Genomic DNA, 17,251 nt, shown 5'->3' on the forward strand with positions numbered 1-17,251 from the left:
TCAGAGGATTGTGTACCCCATTAGGATATACATGAAGTGTTACCTAGCAAAATCAGAAGCAGGTGTAGTGTGTGGCGTATTAGTAAACGTTGGCTGCAAGGGCTGGGATTAGAGTTTTGGTTGCCTCTACCACTAGTAGCGATCGTGTTTTGGCTTGGCTGTAATTTCCTAGCTGCTCAAGAGTTAAGCCGACCCTACTCCACCGAGAAAAAACTTCAGTCAGATACTCAGCTTGAAGCACGGGTATCAGTCAATGTGTTGCTCATTAACGCCGCCGTCAACCAAACTAAAAGAATTACCCAGGTAGAGGTGGAAACAGCAGATCCCATACTGAAGCGATTGGAATTAGAACTTCCAACAATAGAATTCAGCCAGATAGAAGCGACAATTGCCCAAGAACTAAGTCTACCCCGTGAAGATGTTAGAAAGTTAGTGCGCTATGAGATTGTGGAATAACATTCATCCGATTTCAGGCTATTACTATAGTTCAAAAAAGCTGATTGATTATATAAACTTTCTGAACTCCTGACTTTTCTTTTCAATACGTTCTGCCTTGGTTTTTAATGTTTGATTCATGGCTTCAAACCCTTGGCGAACGTCGATATTTAATCGACGAGCTAGCAGAGGTACTAGTAAGCCCTGGAAAGATTCTTGTTGAATGAAACGGACGCGTAGGCGTAGCTCATCGTAGACATCGCTTGCTAACGGTTCAATGATAAAGCTATGTTCAACGTCAAATAACCCTGGTATCAAAAAGTGCCATAACCAGCGCAGTTTCCGATTAGGTTCTACCGTAATCACTGTAGGTCGAAAGGTCACAATATCTCTACCCGGAGGTTGAAAGTGAACGGTTAGCTGTGCCCCTTCACTCAGCAAACCACTAATTTGACGAATAAACAGATTCCAATGTGGAAAACTGGCAAAATCAGTGAGTAGGTTCCAGACTTGCTCATCGGATGCCTGAATTTCAATTTCAGTGTAGATTTTCATGAGTATGAGTTGATAGGAAAACCAAAATTAAAACGGTTATTCCTGCTAAAAACAACCCCATATATTCTAGTCCTAGTAATCGACCAACCCAAAAATTACGGTTGAAGGTAGGCAGATAAAGCAGGTGAAGAAGAGGGAGAAAATAACTTGATTTTCCTACCATAAAATAAACCCCGCAAAGTTTCTTTAGTGGACTACAAGAAAATTAGATTATTTCTTGTAAAACATAATGAATATTATTCGTGGAACACTCACGTTTTAACAGCAAAATTAGGTGGTTGGTAGACAGTTCTGAAGGAACTACTGACCTTGAACAACCAGGACGGAACATGGAGCGTGATGAACGACGTGATTGCTCACACTTCCTGCTAAAAGTTCGGCAAATCCATTAAGTCCTCTACGACCAAGTACAATCAAATCTGCTCCCCAACTCCGGGCTAAATCACAGATGTTAGTCCCAGGATCTCCTGTTTGATAACTGAATTCTGCCATAATGCCTAGTATTTTCGCTTTCTGATAGTACAACTGGAGTAAACTTTGTGCCTGTTGTGTTTCTATTTCCAGGTCTACTAAATTCACAGTGAGTTGACTAGAAGCTGCTAGCTCAATGCTGTGACCAATCATTAACTGAGCAGCATCTCTTTGGGCTAACTCCAGCGCTTTTATAAACACTGTTGCAGTCGCAGGTGAATCATCGACCGCCACCAAAATCTTCTTAAAGCTCATATCCAGATCCAATAATCAATTACTGCATTTTCATTTGTTGTCTTTTAGCTTGAGGGACAAATGTGATTTAAAAGTGAAATTAGCTAGATAAACGATTTATTCACTTTTCGTTCACATTCATCAGCAATCCTAGAAAAAAGCGGATAAACGAAACTAACCTAACTGAGGTTTCAAACGAATACCTAAACTAATACAGTTCCAACTCACACTAGAAAACTATAGTTTTTTTCTATTTGGAAATTAATAAAGCTTCGTTTTAAACTTACTGATTTTTATAGGATATGTTGTTATGAATTTATGTCCAGTTAAAAATGCAATCGGTGTCATTCCTACCCGTCAGGCTGCAACACAGGTGCTTGATGAACTCAGAGCAATTGACTTTCCTATGCAGAAAATTTCTGTGTCCACTTTAGACTTGGAAGACGAAAAATTGCACAAGGATACTAATGCGGGTAAACATCCTATAACTCCTATTGAAGGTGCTAAAGCAGGCGCAATTACAGGAGGAACAACCGGGGGCTTCCTGGCACTAACAGCCGGACTTGGCATATTAGTTATTCCCGGTTTTGGCCCAGCATTAGCGGTTGAATCTGTGGTAAGTACACTGCTGGCGGGTGGAGCTAGTGCGATTTTTGGCAGTGTTTATGGTGCATTTCAAGGTTGGTTTGCTCCCGAAAGGCAAGCTAGACTCTGTGAGCCAACCACTTGCCAAGAAAAATTTTTGGTGAAGGTAGAGGGAACAGCAGATGAAATCTGGCAAGCGGAATCGATTCTCCGTGAGTGGGGTGTGCGGGAATGGCATATTTATGAACTTAGCAAAAGATTATCGTAATAACACAAATTTGAAAAAAGAAAGATACAGATTCAAACAGAGAAATCCAGATTAAATCTGTTAATTACTAATTATTTTTTGGAGACGAAAATGACAGCAAATACGATCGCTACAAATACTTTTGCCCAGACAACAAAAGATTTACTCAACTATGAATGGCATACTCTAAGCGAACAAAAGGTTGTGCAAACGTTAGCCAGCCATCCCGAAGCAGGTTTGACCCATGAAGAAGCTACCAAACGACACCAGCAGATGGGTGCAAATCAACTGACTGGTAAAAGTGGAAAAAGTTCTTGGCTACGATTTTTAGAGCAATTTAATCAACCACTACTATATATCTTGCTGACGGCGGGAGTGGTGACGCTACTGCTGCGAGATTGGCTAGATGCGGGAGTAATTTTTGGTGTCACCCTGATTAATGTCATCATTGGCTACATTCAAGAATCTAAAGCAGAAGGTGCGATCGCTGCTTTATCCAAAGCCATCACTACCGAAGCAACTTTGATTCGCAATGGTCAAAAAACCCGTCTGGCTTCGACTGAACTTGTTCTGGGTGATTTGGTATTGCTGGCATCTGGGGATAAAGTACCCGCCGATCTGCGGTTATTAAGTGTGCGTGGTTTGCAAGTTGATGAGTCTGCCTTAACAGGCGAATCCGTTCCGGTGGAGAAAGCAACAGCATCGCTGGCTGTCGAAACACCGTTAGCCGAACGAAGCAATATGGTGTATGCCGGAAGTTTCGTCAGTTTTGGACAGGCAGAAGGGATTGTAGTAGCGATCGCAGATGCCACTGAAACCGGTCGCATCTCGCAGTTAATTGAAAGCAGCACAAATCTGAAAACACCGCTAACGCGAAATATTGACAAGTTTAGTAAAAGCTTGTTGTATGTCATTTTAGGTTTAGCTGCTTTGACATTTGCAATCGGATTAGGACAAGGCGAATCTTGGATTGATGTTTTCAAAGCGAGTGTGGCTCTGGTAGTCAGCGCGATTCCTGAAGGATTACCTGCGATCGTTACCGTCACTTTAGCGATCGGAGTTTCCCGAATGGCAAGACGTAAGGCGATTATTCGCAAGCTACCTGCTGTGGAAACCTTGGGAAGTACCACTGTTATTTGCTCTGACAAAACTGGGACGTTAACTGAGAATCAGATGACGGTTCAAAAGATTTATGCAGGTGGACAACATTACACCGTTAGCGGTATTGGTTATGCCCCAGAAGGTGAAATCCTGATGAATGGACAGCCTGTTGATTTCAATGCAGATGGACATGTTGCTCTTTGGGAATCCCTGGAAGCAGGATTGCTCTGCAATGATTCTCATATCGAATGGGGAGACGGACAGTGGGACTTACTAGGAACCCCAACTGAGGGAGCATTGATTGCGGCTGCCAATAAAGTGGGATTGACGCAAGCCAATCTAGAGCAAGAATTACCTAGAATAGACACCATTCCCTTTGAGTCCCAATTCCAATACATGGCGACTTTGCATGAATTGGATGCAAAGCGATCGCTCAATATCATTTATCTCAAAGGTTCTGTAGAGGCAATTCTCCAACGATGCGATCGGATGTTCGATGCTCAAGGACAACTCGCTCATCTCAATCCTGCCGCAGTGGAACAAGAAGTTGCTGGCATGGCAAACCAAGGGTTACGAGTGCTAGCTTTTGCCAGCAAAGAAGTTGCCACTAAGCGATCCTTGGATCGCAATGATATCGATAAAGGGCTAGTGTTTCTGGGACTTCAAGGCATTATCGATCCGCCTCGTGAGGAAGCGATCGCCGCAGTAAAAGCCTGTCAATCTGCTGGGATTCAGGTGAAAATGATTACAGGCGACCACGCCCTAACAGCAGCTGCGATCGCCCGTCAAATGGGGATTTGCTCGACTGAAGCACAAGTTTTCACCGGACGGCAATTAGCTCAGATGGATGAAAAAGAATTTGCCCAAGCAGCTGAACAAGGTATGGTATTTGCGCGAGTTGCCCCAGAACAAAAATTGCATTTGGTGAAAGCGTTGCAGTCTCAGGGTGAAATTGTTGCCATGACTGGAGATGGTGTCAATGATGCTCCCGCTCTCAAGCAAGCAGATATTGGTGTAGCGATGGGCATAGCCGGGGCAGAGGTTGCCAAAGAATCGGCGGATATGCTTCTAACTGACGATAACTTCGCCTCAATAGAAGCGGCTGTGGAGGAAGGACGTGGTGTTTACCGCAACTTGCGAAAAGCGATCGCCTTCTTGCTGCCGATCAACGTTGGCGAATCCATGACGATTTTGATTGCCATTCTTTTGGCAACCGTGCTTCCCATTTTACCAATCCAAATTCTCTGGCTCAACATGGTCAGTTCAATAGCGTTGATTGCTCCCCTCGCCTTTGAGCCAAAATCTGGACAGGTGATGCAACAACCACCCCGCAACCCTAGAGAAAGACTTTTATCAGGTGGGTTACTCCAGCGCATCATCGCGATTTCCGTCTTCAATTGGCTGGTAATTTTTGGGATGTTTCAATGGATACTGCAAACTACAGGCAATGAAGCATTGGCGCGCACGATGGCAATTAATGGGCTGGTTGCAGCAGAAGTCTTTTACCTGTTAAGCATTAGCCAGTTTTTACCATCTCTAGTCGTGAGAATCCAAGGTAAACGCACACCCGTAGCCTATGCACCTGCGATCGGAATTGTGGTTGTGGTGATTTTACAATGTCTGTTCAGTCAGTGGAGCATGATGAATCAAGTGTTTGACACCACACCTTTGACATTTATCCAAGCTCTTATTTGTATGGGTGTAGGTTTGCCAGTGGTGTTTATAGCTCTCATCTTGCAGCGTTTCGATCCGCTCAATTAAGGGTTGAGCCGACGGTATCCGGTCTTAGAGGTGCAGAAAACTTTCCAGAGTCTCAACTTGAGAAGACAGTGATACGGGAGAACTCAATTTGTTGCTCTATCTGCGTTCGTTTGCATCTTTAAAATCTTGACATCCTCCCCACCGTAAACGGTCAGGATTCCTAAGACTCACGACTTAGGTTTCTGCTTCATAGCAACTGCCTCCACCCCCTAAGAGGATTTGGTCTTATGTTCGCTCCACAGACTTTACGACTGCGTGTCCCGCAGCAACTCGAAAACAAACAAAATTCTCAGGTGTTTTGTAACTCAAGGATGAAACCATTGCCTCTCGTTCTTATCCCAGTCTGCCCTCTTTTCTACGCCGTTGATAGTCTTCTATCAAACTTTGGTGTTAGGCTTTATGTCTCCGATGTCTGGGTGGGTCAACGACCAGTTTAATTTTACCACGATATCTCTAATATAAAGCCCTGCTAGAAGCACAGGGTTTTAAACCCAATTTTCTGATAACTATAATAATATGGTCTTGACCAACAAATTCCTCAAGTGTTCGTGGGCGCATCCGAGCCGCTAGGGGTGCTTCTTCTTCAGTAGGGATCTTAAACTAGAATGATTATCAAAATATATAGCTAAGAATCACATTGCCTTTAAGCTAGGGAATGTTGAAATCCAAGAAAATTATTATATGAATGCTGAAGAATTTTTAAACCAAGGATTGAACCACAGTTTGCAAGGCGATTATCAAGGAGCGATCGCAGCTTACACCCAAGCAATCAAGCTCAACCCTAACTCTGCCGAAGCTTACCATAATCGAGGGATTATTCTCACTGGTCAACTCAAAGATTATCGTGGTGCGATCGCAGATTTTAATCGGGCTATAGAAATCAATCCCAATTTTGCTACAGCCTACTATTACCGGGGTAATGCACGTTACTTTTTAGGCGATTATCAAGAAGCGATCGCAGATTATAACCAAGCATTAGAAATCGATCCAAATCTCGCCCAATCTTACCACAGCCGAGGTAATGCCTACTTTTCCTTAGAAAAATACGATCAAGCGATCGCTGACTACATCCAAACAATAGAAACTAGTACCCAGTTAGCTGATAATATCAATATTGATATTGCCAATGCTTATCATAATCGGGGTGTAGTTTGTTTTGAAAAGGGTGATCATCAAGGAGCAATCGCAGATTTTCAACAAGCTTTACAGTGGTATCCCAATTTTGCCGCAGCATACAGCAATCGGGGTAATATTCACCATATCTTAGGAAATTTCAAGGAAGCGATCGCCGATCATGACCGAGCATTACAATTAGATCCGAAGTTGGCGGAAGCTTATCATAATCGAGGTAATGCCCACTACTCTTTAGAAAATTATCAAAGTGCGATCGCAGATTACAACCGCGCTCTAGAAATAAATCCCAGGTTTGCTGGAGCATATTACAACCGGGGTTTGGTTCTAGCTCATCTCAAAGAATATCACCGAGCAATTGAGGATTTTAATCAAGCGCTAAAGTTCAATCCTGATGATGTGCAAGCTTATTGTGAACGGGGTCTTGTCCGTAGTACCCTTGGGGATTATGAGGGTGCGATCGCAGATTATGACCAAGCTTTACAAGAAAATCCGACTCTGGCTTTAGTATATGGCTTTCGGGCCAATGCTCTGCGCCGACTGGGAGACTATCAAGGCGCAATTGAAGATAGCAATCGATTATTACAACTCAACCCTAGTTTAGCTGAAGGATATTGCGATCGCGCGGCGGCTCGTCGTTCTTTAGGAGATCATAAAGGAGCAATTAAAGATTACGATCGGGCATTACAGATTAATGATCAATTAGCCGCAGCTTATTATGGTCGGGGGATTGCCCGTGAAGCTTTGCAAGATTTACAGGGAGCAATTGATGATAATACCCAAGCGATAGAGTTGGTTCCTGAATTCTCGCAAGCGTATTGTAATCGAGGAAATGCTCGTCGTCTTTTGGGGGATGAACAAGGAGCGATCACAGATTATAATCAAGCATTAAAAATTAATCCTGATTTAATTGAAGCATATTACAATCGCGGTTCAACACATTACGCTTTAGAAGCTTATGAAAATGCGATCGCAGATTACACCCAAGCTTTACAAATAAATCCTCAATCTGCTGCATTTTACAGCGATCGCGCTAATGCTCGCTATGCTCTAGAAGATTATCAAGGAGCAATCGAAGATTACAGTCGGGCGATCGCGATCGATTCCAGCTTTGCTGAAGACTGGTACAATCGGGGTCGTAGCCGTTCTCTATTGGGAGATTTACAGGGAGCGCTCACAGACTTAAACCAAGCCTTACAACTTCAGCCTCATTGGGCTTCAGCTTACATCCTGCGAGCAGATGTCTACCAAAATCTGGGTGATTCTCAAGGAGCAATTGCGGATTTCCAGAAATCCGCAGATTTGTATTACCAAGAGGGAAATGTTCAGTATTATCAACAAATTATGGAGCTAATTGAACAGCTTCGATGAAGGGATTGGGGATTGGGAAGAGGACAAGGGGACAAGGAGAATTGGGGACAAGGGGAAAGACTTGTTTCAAGTTCTCATTTCTTGTCCCCTTGTCCCCCTGCCTCCCTTACTTCCCCTACTTCCCCTACTTCCCCCACTCCCCATTCCCTTATTTATTCAAAGTAAAAGCGTTTCATGAAGCGGCGGTCAATGCAATCTTTGTAATGCCACAAGAGTTTATGAGGTGGTAAAGTAAAAATGCCTTTTGTTGCGATCGCTCTTCCATCTCCTGTACCAATTAGACTTAAATATTGTTTCTGCGGCTTATAGGGTTTGAGTGACTTACCTAATATAATTCGCTGCAAATTATTAAATAAAGGTTTACCTTGTCTAACAGCAAACACCCCAGCTTTTGGACGCGGATAATTTACCATTGTGGCGATGTCACCAGATGCAAATACCTGCGGATGTGTTTGAGATTGTAAGGTATCCTCTACCAGAATAAAACCTTGCTCATCAGTTCCTAATCCTGCAATTTTTAACCATTCAGGTGCTGAAGCTTGTGTTACCCAAAAAATTTTATTACAGTCTATCGTCAAACCAGAGTCGCACTTAATCTCAAATGTTTCTCTAGTTTCCTTGGAGTTTTTAGGTGCTATATTACACACATTTTCTCCAAGATGTAGCTTAATACCTCGCTCGGTGAGAATTTGCTGAAGTTGATGCCGTACTGATTGATGATAATTGGGCATCAGTTGTATGTTACGCTGAAATAAATGAATTTCCAGATTTTCAATTGGTTGTTGATTTTGATGGAAAATCTGATGTAAATGAGATTGCATCGCCAACGCCAATTCTACACCGCCAGCACCTCCACCTGCGATCGCGATCCGAATTGGTTCTTGAGGATTTTTACCTACGGCTGCAATTAGTTCATACCAATGTTCCAATAGCTGGGATACTGGTTTAGCTGCGATCGTATATTCTGCTGCTCCTGATACAGACACTCTGGCCGGAGTGCTGCCAATATCAATAGACAGCACATCAAAATCTACCGCCAATCCGTTAGCACAGAGAACTTTGTTGTTTTCCAAGTCTAGGGCAACTACTCTGTCAATATACAAATTTGCTTGAGCAAAGTTAGCCAATGGTTTCAAATCAATATGACATTCATCATGGGTGTAAAATCCAGCAATGTGTCCTGGTAACATTCCAGAGTAGGCTGTCTTTTGATTTGCAGTAATCAACGTCAAACGCACTCCGGGTAACGGCTTTATTCCAAACATTTTCAGGGCAATTGCATGGCTGTGACCGCCACCAATTAGCACTAAGTTTTTAACCATAGTATGTTGACAGTAATCATTAATTATTTTCACGCTGTAAAAGATATTTCATTAATCAATAACAGTCAATTAGCAAAAATATATCTGGGGATACAGGTTTTCCAAGAAAAAATTATCCAAACTCAACATAAGTCCCCAAAATATCATTTAAGAATAGCAATTGAACAACTAGAAAATAACACAACAGAAAACAGTTTAGCTGTAATTAATGATTTAGAGCAAATTGCCAAAAATCATCCACAGTACCACTGGATAATTATGAACATTCTTACTACTTTTATCCGAAAAAATACTCTTTATCTACCTCAAGAAGAAGTAACGATTAATCTGTTAGAAAAAATTCGTCTAGATATTCAAGCAGCCCTTACCGTTATCGCTAAAAGAGATATAAATAAAGACCCAGAAAATGAGCATCTTGATTTGAGTTATATCGATATGAGAGGAGCAAACCTGAATAAGGCGAATCTACAAAAGACAAACCTTTATCAAGCTAATCTTGCTGGGGCAAACCTCACAGAAGCTAATCTTGCAGGAGCAATTCTCAGTGCGGCTAACCTCGAAGGTGCTAACTTATATTTAGCTAACCTAGAAGGGGCAATTCTTAGTGCAGCTAACCTAAAAGGAGCTAACTTAAAAGGAGCTAACCTGCATTGTGCAAGCTTATATCTAGCTGATTTACATGGGGCAATTCTCAATGATGCCATACTTGATGGAGCAAACCTTAGAGAAGCTAAATTCTCTGAGTAAAATACCAGTTATACAAGGCGAAAGTTAAAATTAAAAACCTTATAGGGTAAAATTTTCACCAATTTTCAGTAATTGTTCAATTTTCGCCCTAATCTACTAATATATTCGATATTATTACTTAGTTAAAGAGGTCTTCTGACACCTATTATAATTTTCTGCTAAATGCTATACTATTTTTTCCAAGCATCTAAGTAATAATTCTAGGTTGTAAGGAAAATCTTTACCATGTCTTCTAAAAAGACAGACACTCTGTTGAATTGGTTGATAACTATAACAGTTATATTTGGCTGCTCATTGATTGTAATTTTCTTTGCTTTATCCAGTATTAAAGAATTGTCAATTCAGGAAAAAATTCAGTATAGAAACCAAGCGTTAACAACTACTGCAATAGTTTTTCTGGCATCGGCGGCAATGTTTAATACCTATTACGCAGCAAAGCGGGCCCAAGCGATGCAGAAAAATGCGATCGCAGCTGAGAAAAACCTAGAAATTGGCTTTCAAAATGCCAAACTCAATCAAGATAGATTGATTTCAGAACGCTTTATGGGGGCAATTGCCCAGCTTGGTCATGATAAAGTTGAAACCCGAACAGGTGCAATTTATGCCTTAGAAAGAGTTGCTCAGGATTTTCCTAAAGAACACTGGACAATCATGGAAATCCTCACTGCCTTTGTGCGAGAAAATGCACCTATCCAGCAGGTGAAGGTTGAGCAACAAAAGCCGGAATATGCACCAGATGCTTATTCAGGTAGGCGTAGAGGTGGGCCGCGTCCGACACAGCAGTTAGAGCAAAACCTCCATGAAGAATTTCCAATAATCCGCACTGATATTCAAGCAGCCCTAACTGTTATTGGCAGGCGTAATTCACTAGAAGACCCAAAAGATCAGAAACTTGATTTACGTCATATCGACATCAGACGAGCAGACCTGCTAGGTGTTAACCTACAACAAGCAGATTTACGTGGGTCTGACCTGAGTGGGTCTGACCTGCGTGGAGCAGACTTGAGTGAGGCTGACCTGAACGGCGCTAAACTCATTAGGTCTATTCTCTATGAAACCAAATTATTAAAAGCTAGCCTCTGTGGAGCTAATCTATGTTGGGCTAATCTTAATCGTGCTAATCTCTCAGGGGCTAACCTGCGTTCAGCCAACCTTTCTGGAGCAAGTCTGCGTGTAGCGAATCTCCAAGGAGCAAACCTCTATAAAGCCAACTTGCAACAAGCAACTTTGAAAGTCGCCAATCTATCTGGAGCAAAGCTGTTTTTAGCTAACTTGCAAGGTGCAAAACTGGGTAAAGCCAACCTAAATCTAACGGGTTTGATTGGTGCTAACCTTTCAGGGGCTAACCTGAATGGAGCTAATCTTTCAGGGGCTAACTTGAATGCAGCCAAACTCCACCAAACAGAAGTCTATTTTGCCAATCTCTCAGAAGCCAGTTTAACGGAAGCTGACCTGCATCAGGCAAACCTGATTGGAGCCAACCTGCATAGAGCAACCTTTTATCAAGCTAACCTGACTCAGGCAAACCTAATGGGAGCTAACTTTTTAGAAGCTGACCTCAGTAATGTCAAACTGGAAGGGACAATTTTAACAGGGGCTAAAAACTTAGAGTTGCATCAGATTAGAAAGGCACTTGGCGATCGCACTACTCGTCTACCTGATTATATAGAAGCACCGACAGATTGGCGGCAATCAGGTTGAGTTAACGCAGCATCAGTTAGTTATTTGGGTGCATTCTACCGTTTTCACTTTAGCTTAGTTTTCCAGACTCCAACCCAGTGCTAAGGCTACTTCAGCAGCTAATTCTAGCGGATTGAATGGTTTAGCGATCGCACCAATCATTCCCATCTGATTATAACGATGGCGATCGGAAGCCTGGATTTTGGCAGTTAACAAAATTACGGGAATCTTTTTAGTTACCGGATTAGCTTGTAACTTTTCAAAGGTGGTAATCCCATCCATCTCTGGCATCATTACATCTAGCAAAATCGCATCTGGTTGGTAAGTCTCAGCTTTCATTATCCCCTCTTCACCTGAACTCGCTGTTTCAACTTTCCAGCCTGCAACCGTTTCCAAGCAAATCTTGGCAACTTCTTGAATATACTGCTCGTTATCAACCACTAGAATTTGCTTTGTTGCCATCATTGCTATCCTCTTTTTGGTTTTGATTCAATACTTCTGGCTTTGTGCATTTTTAACTCGGAATCAGGTTTGGGGTAAAGGTTTTTTCTTTCCCTTTCCCCTTTTCCCTTTACCCCTTAACCCGACAAGGATTGGGTTGTGATTAATTCGCTGAAGTAACTCCATCAATCGTTGTTCAAATTCCTAGGGACAACACGCCCTTTGGTCAAAAATTCTGCATCTTGACTTAGGCGGCTATTTATGATTTGCTCGTGACGACTATAAATTACAGGAATATTGGAAGAGTTTTGTAAATCAGTATGTGGTAAAGTCCTAAACAACGGCAGAGTGACGTAAAAAGTGCTACCTTCACCCAATGTACTTTCAGCCCAGATGCGTCCACCGTGCTGTTGCATAATGCTTTTACAAATTGCCAAACCTAAACCAGTACCATCATGATTACGTGAATCTGAAGAGTCAACTTGTTGAAAGCGCTCAAATATGATCTCAAGTTTGTCAGTTGGGATACCGCGTCCGGTGTCTTTGATAGTCAACAAAACTTCATCGCCTTCTTGTTGTGCCCCCAACCAAACCGTAGATCCAGCAGATGAAAATTTAATGGCGTTACTCAGTAGGTTAGTTAAAGTTTGGACAATGCGATCGCAATCTGCCAATACTTGAGCGGATAGGGCAGAAATGGATAGTGTCACTCCAGCTTTGTCAGCCAGAGGCTGGATAACATTTACTGCTTGAGTAATCACATCAACGATATTGCAGATTTCTGCTTCCATCTTCGCCTTACCCGACTCAATCCGCTCAATGTCTAGAATGTCGTTGATTAAACGTACTAGGCGTTCGGTGCTATCAGCAGCAATTTGCAACAGACGTTTTCCCTGCTCTGAGTCTGTCGGCAGCAAACCACTGGCTAGCATTCCGAGAGAGCCGTAAATCGAAGTTAAAGGTGTGCGGAGTTCATGACTAACAACAGAGACAAACTCATCCTTCATCCGTTCGATTTGCTTGCGCTCTGTGACATCTCGTAAGATGACCGTATAAAATATTTCATTACCCATATCTATTTTAGAGATAGAAGCTTCTGCTGGAAACTCACTTCCATCCTTTCGGCGACCATAAATTTCACGCCGTTCTCCCATCCGTCGGGCAACATTGGGAGATTGCCCAAAGTCAGCTACGTGTTGACGATGTGCTTGGAAAAAGCGCTGCGGTAAGAGTAAATCAAGACCTTGGCCAATCACTTCCTGGGCAGAGTAACCAAAAATCTTCTCTGCTCCTTGATTAAACAAGGTGATATTGTGGAACCCGTTGATAGAAATAATTGCATCATCAGCAATATCTAAAATTCGGGCAAATCGGGCTTGAGAAAACCGTAATTCTTCCTGCGTTCGCTGACGTTCATCAAGTTGTGACTGCAACTGCTGATTCACACTTATTAACTCGGCAGTTCGCTCTGCTACCCTCAACTCTAATTCATTGATAGCTTGGTGAGAGGAAGATGGCAAAGATGAGGGTAAATTTACTCCCCCTGCTCCCCCTCCTGCCCCCCTGCTCCCCTGCCCCCCTGCCCCTCTGCCCCCCTGCGTCACACGCTGCCGTAATTTCATTCGCTCTAAGCGATTGACGATCCGAGTTACAAGTTCTGGCCCGACAATGGGCTTGCTTACAAAGTCATCAGCACCAATGCTAAATACCTGATTTACCATCTCGGCATCGCTATGAACAGTGAGGAATAAGATGGGTAACTCACTCCAGTGTGAATCGTTGCGTACTAATCGACAAAGTTCTATCCCATTGATATAAGGCAATTCCACATCTAAAATCAGCATATCTGGGGCAACTGCTTCTAAAGTTTCCCAAAACTGAAGCGGATTTTCAAGAGCGATCGCTCTGAGTCCCCAAGGGCTAAGTAAGGTTTGCAACAATGCCTGAATTTGCGGATCGTCGTCCACAACCAATATTTTAGTTTCTGCATCGGAATGATTTTGCAGTGGTTGCGTCACTGTTTCTAATTGCGGGATTGGTGATACAGATATTGCCCCTGCATCGTTTCCCTCTATTTCTCGACGCAATAAATTTACCCAACTTTGGAGGTTGCCAATCTCAGATTTACTCAAGGTTTGACCAGAACTCAGCAGCAGTTCGATATTGCGGGCCAATTTTGAGCCAAGAGGCAAGCCAAAAGTCCCTAAAGACCCTGCCAAGGTATGAGCTTCTTTGGTTGCAAGGGAGAGTAATTCGGGATTTAAACTATTATTTTGATTTAAAGTTGCGATCGCTTGCTCTAGCACCCTCACCTGCTGCTCCACCCGCCCTTGAAATCGTTGCCAAATTTCTGCAACTGCCATTAGCGCTTGCTGCTGTGATTTGAGATTGGGTATTGGCGATTTTACCCTATCTACTTCCCCTCTGCTCCCCTGCTCCTCTGCTCCCCTGCTCCCCTGCTCCTCTGCTCCTGTATCCCCATGCTTATCCTCTTCCAGTGGTTTCAGACGATAGCCAATACCATAAACTGTTTCAACCAAATCACCGGGCGCTCCTACAGCTTTAAGTTTGTGTCGTAACCCTTTGATATGAGTGCGAACAGCTTCTTCTTGGGGAGTATCTTCATAAGACCAAAGATGTTCTAAAATCATGCCACAGCTAAACACCCGACGACTATTTCGCAAGAATAGTTCTAACAGAGCAAACTCTTTTGGGGTAAGCGGGAGCAGATTTCCAGCATAAATCGCTTCACAGCTACTAGGGTCTAGCCGCAACTTCCCAGACACCAGAACAGGTTGTGAGGTTACGGCTGGGCGACGCAACAACGCCCTCACACGAGCAACTAACTCTTCTATATCAAAAGGTTTAACTAAATAATCGTCTGCACCTGCATCTAAGCCGATCGCTTTCTCATGACTACTATCGCGCCCTGTCATCAACAAGATCGGCATTTGCAGACCATTAGACCGAATTTTACGACAAAGACTAATGCCATCCAGCTTGGGCAAAACTACATCCAGGAGAATTAAATCATAATCGTAAGCTTGAATAAAATCCCAAGCGGCATCGCCATCAGTAGCAACTTCAACCGCATAGTTTTGGTTAGTCAAAAGGTTAGTCAGTGTATATGCATTTAACTCGTCATCTTCTACAACTAATATTTTCATGTTAAAAGCTTTCCAAGTTAAAATGGATACAACAAATAACAACTAATAAACTTAAATTGGGAAAAAATTATCGAAGAAGAATTCAGAATTCAGGAGCCAGAATCCAGAATGTATTCTGTACGACTGGATGGAGAATCGAGGTTTAAAACCCCCGATTTTAAGACGCTCGTTCGCGGAGCGTGCCATAGGCAAGACTCGCTTTCCGCGTCGCTATCGTGGAGAAGAAAAAATTCTTTCCTTGCTGAAACCCCTGACTTGACTGCTGGGGTATTCTGAATTCTGTCTTCTGACTCCTTCTTATAGTGCTTTTTAAATAATTAAACCACATCATTCCTACTCCCTACATCGTCTAAATCTTTCGAGTCATAAAACTTCCAATACGCTACAACAGAAAAAACCCTCTGCTAAACCTGTGAAAAAACGAGTAACACTAACCTTCCCGAAACGCGCCGTGCAAATGCCAGTCACTTATGTACTGGCCAAAGAATTCAACGTCGCTGCTAATATTATCCGTGCCCAAGTTGCCCCAAATCAAATTGGCAAACTAGTAGTGGAACTAGCGGGGGATATCGATCAACTAGATGCTGCCATCGAGTGGATGCGATCGCGCCATGTTAACGTTTCTTATACTTTAGGCGAAATTGCGATCGATGAGAATGTCTGTGTCCATTGTGGCTTGTGTACCGGGGTTTGTCCTACCGAAGCCCTCACTCTCCACCCAGAGACATACAAACTGACATTCACGCGATCGCGTTGTATCGTCTGCGAACAATGTATCCCCACTTGTCCCGTACAAGCAATCTCCACTAACCTTTAACAATCCAAAAACCAAAATTCATCTTTATTCCATCTTAAACACATCCGCTATTACAGCACCATCACCCACCAGCCTACTTTTTGCTGGAGAGTCATAAACTACCAATAGCGAAGGTATACCAGCCACATCCTGAAACAGCGCCATTCCCTCAGCATGATCTTCCCGATTTCCAAATGGAATATCCTGGACAAAATCTGGATTGCTAAAGACATTTTCTCGCAGATTCACGCCATTAACCCAACGATAAATTTGCACGGGGCCATCTAAATCCATTGTTGGGCCAGCTAAAATTAACAAATCTTTGCCATCTACAGATAAATCCCGAATTCCCAAACCATTCAACCAGACAAAATGCTTTTTATATAATTCCTTTGCTTCCCCAATTTGCCGCAGTTTTAGAATTCCAGGGCTAGAATCTTCTAACTCAATTTCTAGCACCATAGCCCAACCCCGCAATACAGGGCCACGCAAACCCAAAAAAATCCGGTTTTGATAAACGCCTATTCCTTCAATATCAAAGCCATTATCTTTTCCTGGAATTGATGCCTTGATAAACAAGCCTAAATGAGGGTCGTCTGCCAAAGCTGTCATCAGCAAATTACCCTGTTCCGTTACCTCTAGTTTAGCGGCATTCAACTGCATATCTGGATTTTGGGGATGCGGGTAAGATGAGAATAAGCTACCGTTTATTAGAGGAATCCGCCCTAATACGTAACGGTTAGGCTCTGATTCAATTTTTGCCAGCCGTTTCAAGTTTTGTGCATCAGTCTTATCAGGTTTCGGCTTTTTACGTTTGTAACTATGAGAACCAACAAACCATAGATAATCATCAGTGTAAGCAAGTCCCTCTATATCTATTTCTTCATTTTCTGGTGCAGGTAGGTTGATAAATTCTGCTACCCGAAATTGTTGATGGTCTGTAAATTTATCAGTATCAACTAAAGACAGACGCTCAATAGTTGAAGTTTCATCTGACCCTAACCATAAATACTTCTGATGTGTTAGCAACAATGCTGATAAATCTTCTCTATGTTCTTTAAAATTATCTATAAAAGTCAAGATAACTTGATTCAGTAAATGTGAGTTTGACATTCTAAATCATCCTGATGATTGCAAAAAGGTTAATTATGCTATCATAATAAATTATTCATGTAAAAAAAATATGATCAGCTATTGTACATATTAA

The 17,251-nt window shown here is 42.5% G+C and carries 13 protein-coding genes; 7 read left to right on the top strand and 6 right to left on the bottom strand.

All coding sequences use genetic code 11. The features are described from left to right. The first annotated feature begins 69 nt into the window (after positions 1 to 69). Complete coding sequence (locus ACFFRD_RS07000) at positions 70 to 456, top strand: hypothetical protein (protein ID WP_392480931.1); 387 nt, start codon at positions 70 to 72, stop codon at positions 454 to 456. A gap of 48 nt (positions 457 to 504) precedes the next feature. On the opposite strand, the gene ACFFRD_RS07005 is transcribed toward ACFFRD_RS07000, so the two are convergent. Together ACFFRD_RS07005 and ACFFRD_RS07010 are read right to left on the bottom strand one after the other, a co-directional pair. Continuing rightward, the gene (locus ACFFRD_RS07005) at positions 505 to 990 is read right to left on the bottom strand and encodes an SRPBCC family protein (protein WP_392480932.1); all 486 of its coding nucleotides are present in this window, start codon (positions 988 to 990) and stop codon (positions 505 to 507) included. Between the two features lie 300 nt (positions 991 to 1,290). Then, positions 1,291 to 1,716, bottom strand: a complete 426-nt coding sequence (locus ACFFRD_RS07010; RefSeq protein WP_392480933.1) for a universal stress protein — start codon at positions 1,714 to 1,716, stop codon at positions 1,291 to 1,293. A gap of 289 nt (positions 1,717 to 2,005) precedes the next feature. Between ACFFRD_RS07010 and ACFFRD_RS07015 the strand changes: the two genes are divergently transcribed. The 3 genes from ACFFRD_RS07015 (at position 2,006) to ACFFRD_RS07025 (ending at position 7,891) form a co-directional block, all read left to right on the top strand. Next, positions 2,006 to 2,548 carry a hypothetical protein gene (locus ACFFRD_RS07015; protein ID WP_392480934.1) on the top strand — a complete coding sequence of 181 codons (543 nt, stop codon included), beginning with the start codon at positions 2,006 to 2,008 and terminating at the stop codon, positions 2,546 to 2,548. Positions 2,549 to 2,638: 90 nt separating this feature from the next. After that, the gene (locus ACFFRD_RS07020) at positions 2,639 to 5,389 is read left to right on the top strand and encodes a cation-translocating P-type ATPase (RefSeq protein WP_392480935.1); all 2,751 of its coding nucleotides are present in this window, start codon (positions 2,639 to 2,641) and stop codon (positions 5,387 to 5,389) included. Positions 5,390 to 6,070: 681 nt separating this feature from the next. Continuing rightward, positions 6,071 to 7,891, top strand: a complete 1,821-nt coding sequence (locus ACFFRD_RS07025; protein ID WP_392480936.1) for a tetratricopeptide repeat protein — start codon at positions 6,071 to 6,073, stop codon at positions 7,889 to 7,891. 152 nt (positions 7,892 to 8,043) lie between these two features. Here ACFFRD_RS07025 and ACFFRD_RS07030 read toward each other — a convergent pair whose 3' ends face one another. Further along, positions 8,044 to 9,213, bottom strand: coding sequence for an FAD-dependent oxidoreductase (locus ACFFRD_RS07030; RefSeq protein ID WP_392480938.1), 1,170 nt, complete (start codon positions 9,211 to 9,213; stop codon positions 8,044 to 8,046). A gap of 3 nt (positions 9,214 to 9,216) precedes the next feature. Here ACFFRD_RS07030 and ACFFRD_RS07035 point away from each other — a divergent pair, with 3 nt between their 5' ends. Beyond that, positions 9,217 to 9,960 (top strand): pentapeptide repeat-containing protein, encoded by a 744-nt coding sequence (locus tag ACFFRD_RS07035; protein ID WP_392480939.1) that lies wholly within the window; start codon positions 9,217 to 9,219, stop codon positions 9,958 to 9,960. Positions 9,961 to 10,185: 225 nt separating this feature from the next. Further along, the gene (locus ACFFRD_RS07040) at positions 10,186 to 11,661 is read left to right on the top strand and encodes a pentapeptide repeat-containing protein (RefSeq protein WP_392480940.1); all 1,476 of its coding nucleotides are present in this window, start codon (positions 10,186 to 10,188) and stop codon (positions 11,659 to 11,661) included. A gap of 54 nt (positions 11,662 to 11,715) precedes the next feature. Here the strand turns inward: ACFFRD_RS07040 and ACFFRD_RS07045 are convergent, their stop codons facing one another. Together ACFFRD_RS07045 and ACFFRD_RS07050 are read right to left on the bottom strand one after the other, a co-directional pair. Continuing rightward, positions 11,716 to 12,102, bottom strand: a complete 387-nt coding sequence (locus ACFFRD_RS07045; RefSeq protein ID WP_392483259.1) for a response regulator — start codon at positions 12,100 to 12,102, stop codon at positions 11,716 to 11,718. Between the two features lie 164 nt (positions 12,103 to 12,266). After that, positions 12,267 to 15,248, bottom strand: coding sequence for a response regulator (locus ACFFRD_RS07050; protein ID WP_392480941.1), 2,982 nt, complete (start codon positions 15,246 to 15,248; stop codon positions 12,267 to 12,269). 412 nt (positions 15,249 to 15,660) lie between these two features. On the opposite strand from ACFFRD_RS07050, the gene ACFFRD_RS07055 reads away from it, so the two are divergent. Continuing rightward, the gene (locus tag ACFFRD_RS07055; protein ID WP_392480942.1) at positions 15,661 to 16,065 is read left to right on the top strand and encodes an NIL domain-containing protein; all 405 of its coding nucleotides are present in this window, start codon (positions 15,661 to 15,663) and stop codon (positions 16,063 to 16,065) included. A gap of 24 nt (positions 16,066 to 16,089) precedes the next feature. Here ACFFRD_RS07055 and ACFFRD_RS07060 read toward each other — a convergent pair whose 3' ends face one another. Further along, entirely contained in the window at positions 16,090 to 17,157 is a 1,068-nt protein-coding gene (locus ACFFRD_RS07060; RefSeq protein ID WP_392480943.1) for a DUF3616 domain-containing protein, read from the bottom strand. Between the last annotated feature and the right edge of the window lie 94 nt (positions 17,158 to 17,251).

Source organism: Nostoc sp. C110, from assembly GCF_043099725.1.
Taxonomy (GTDB): Bacteria; Cyanobacteriota; Cyanobacteriia; order Cyanobacteriales; family Nostocaceae; genus Nostoc; species Nostoc muscorum_A.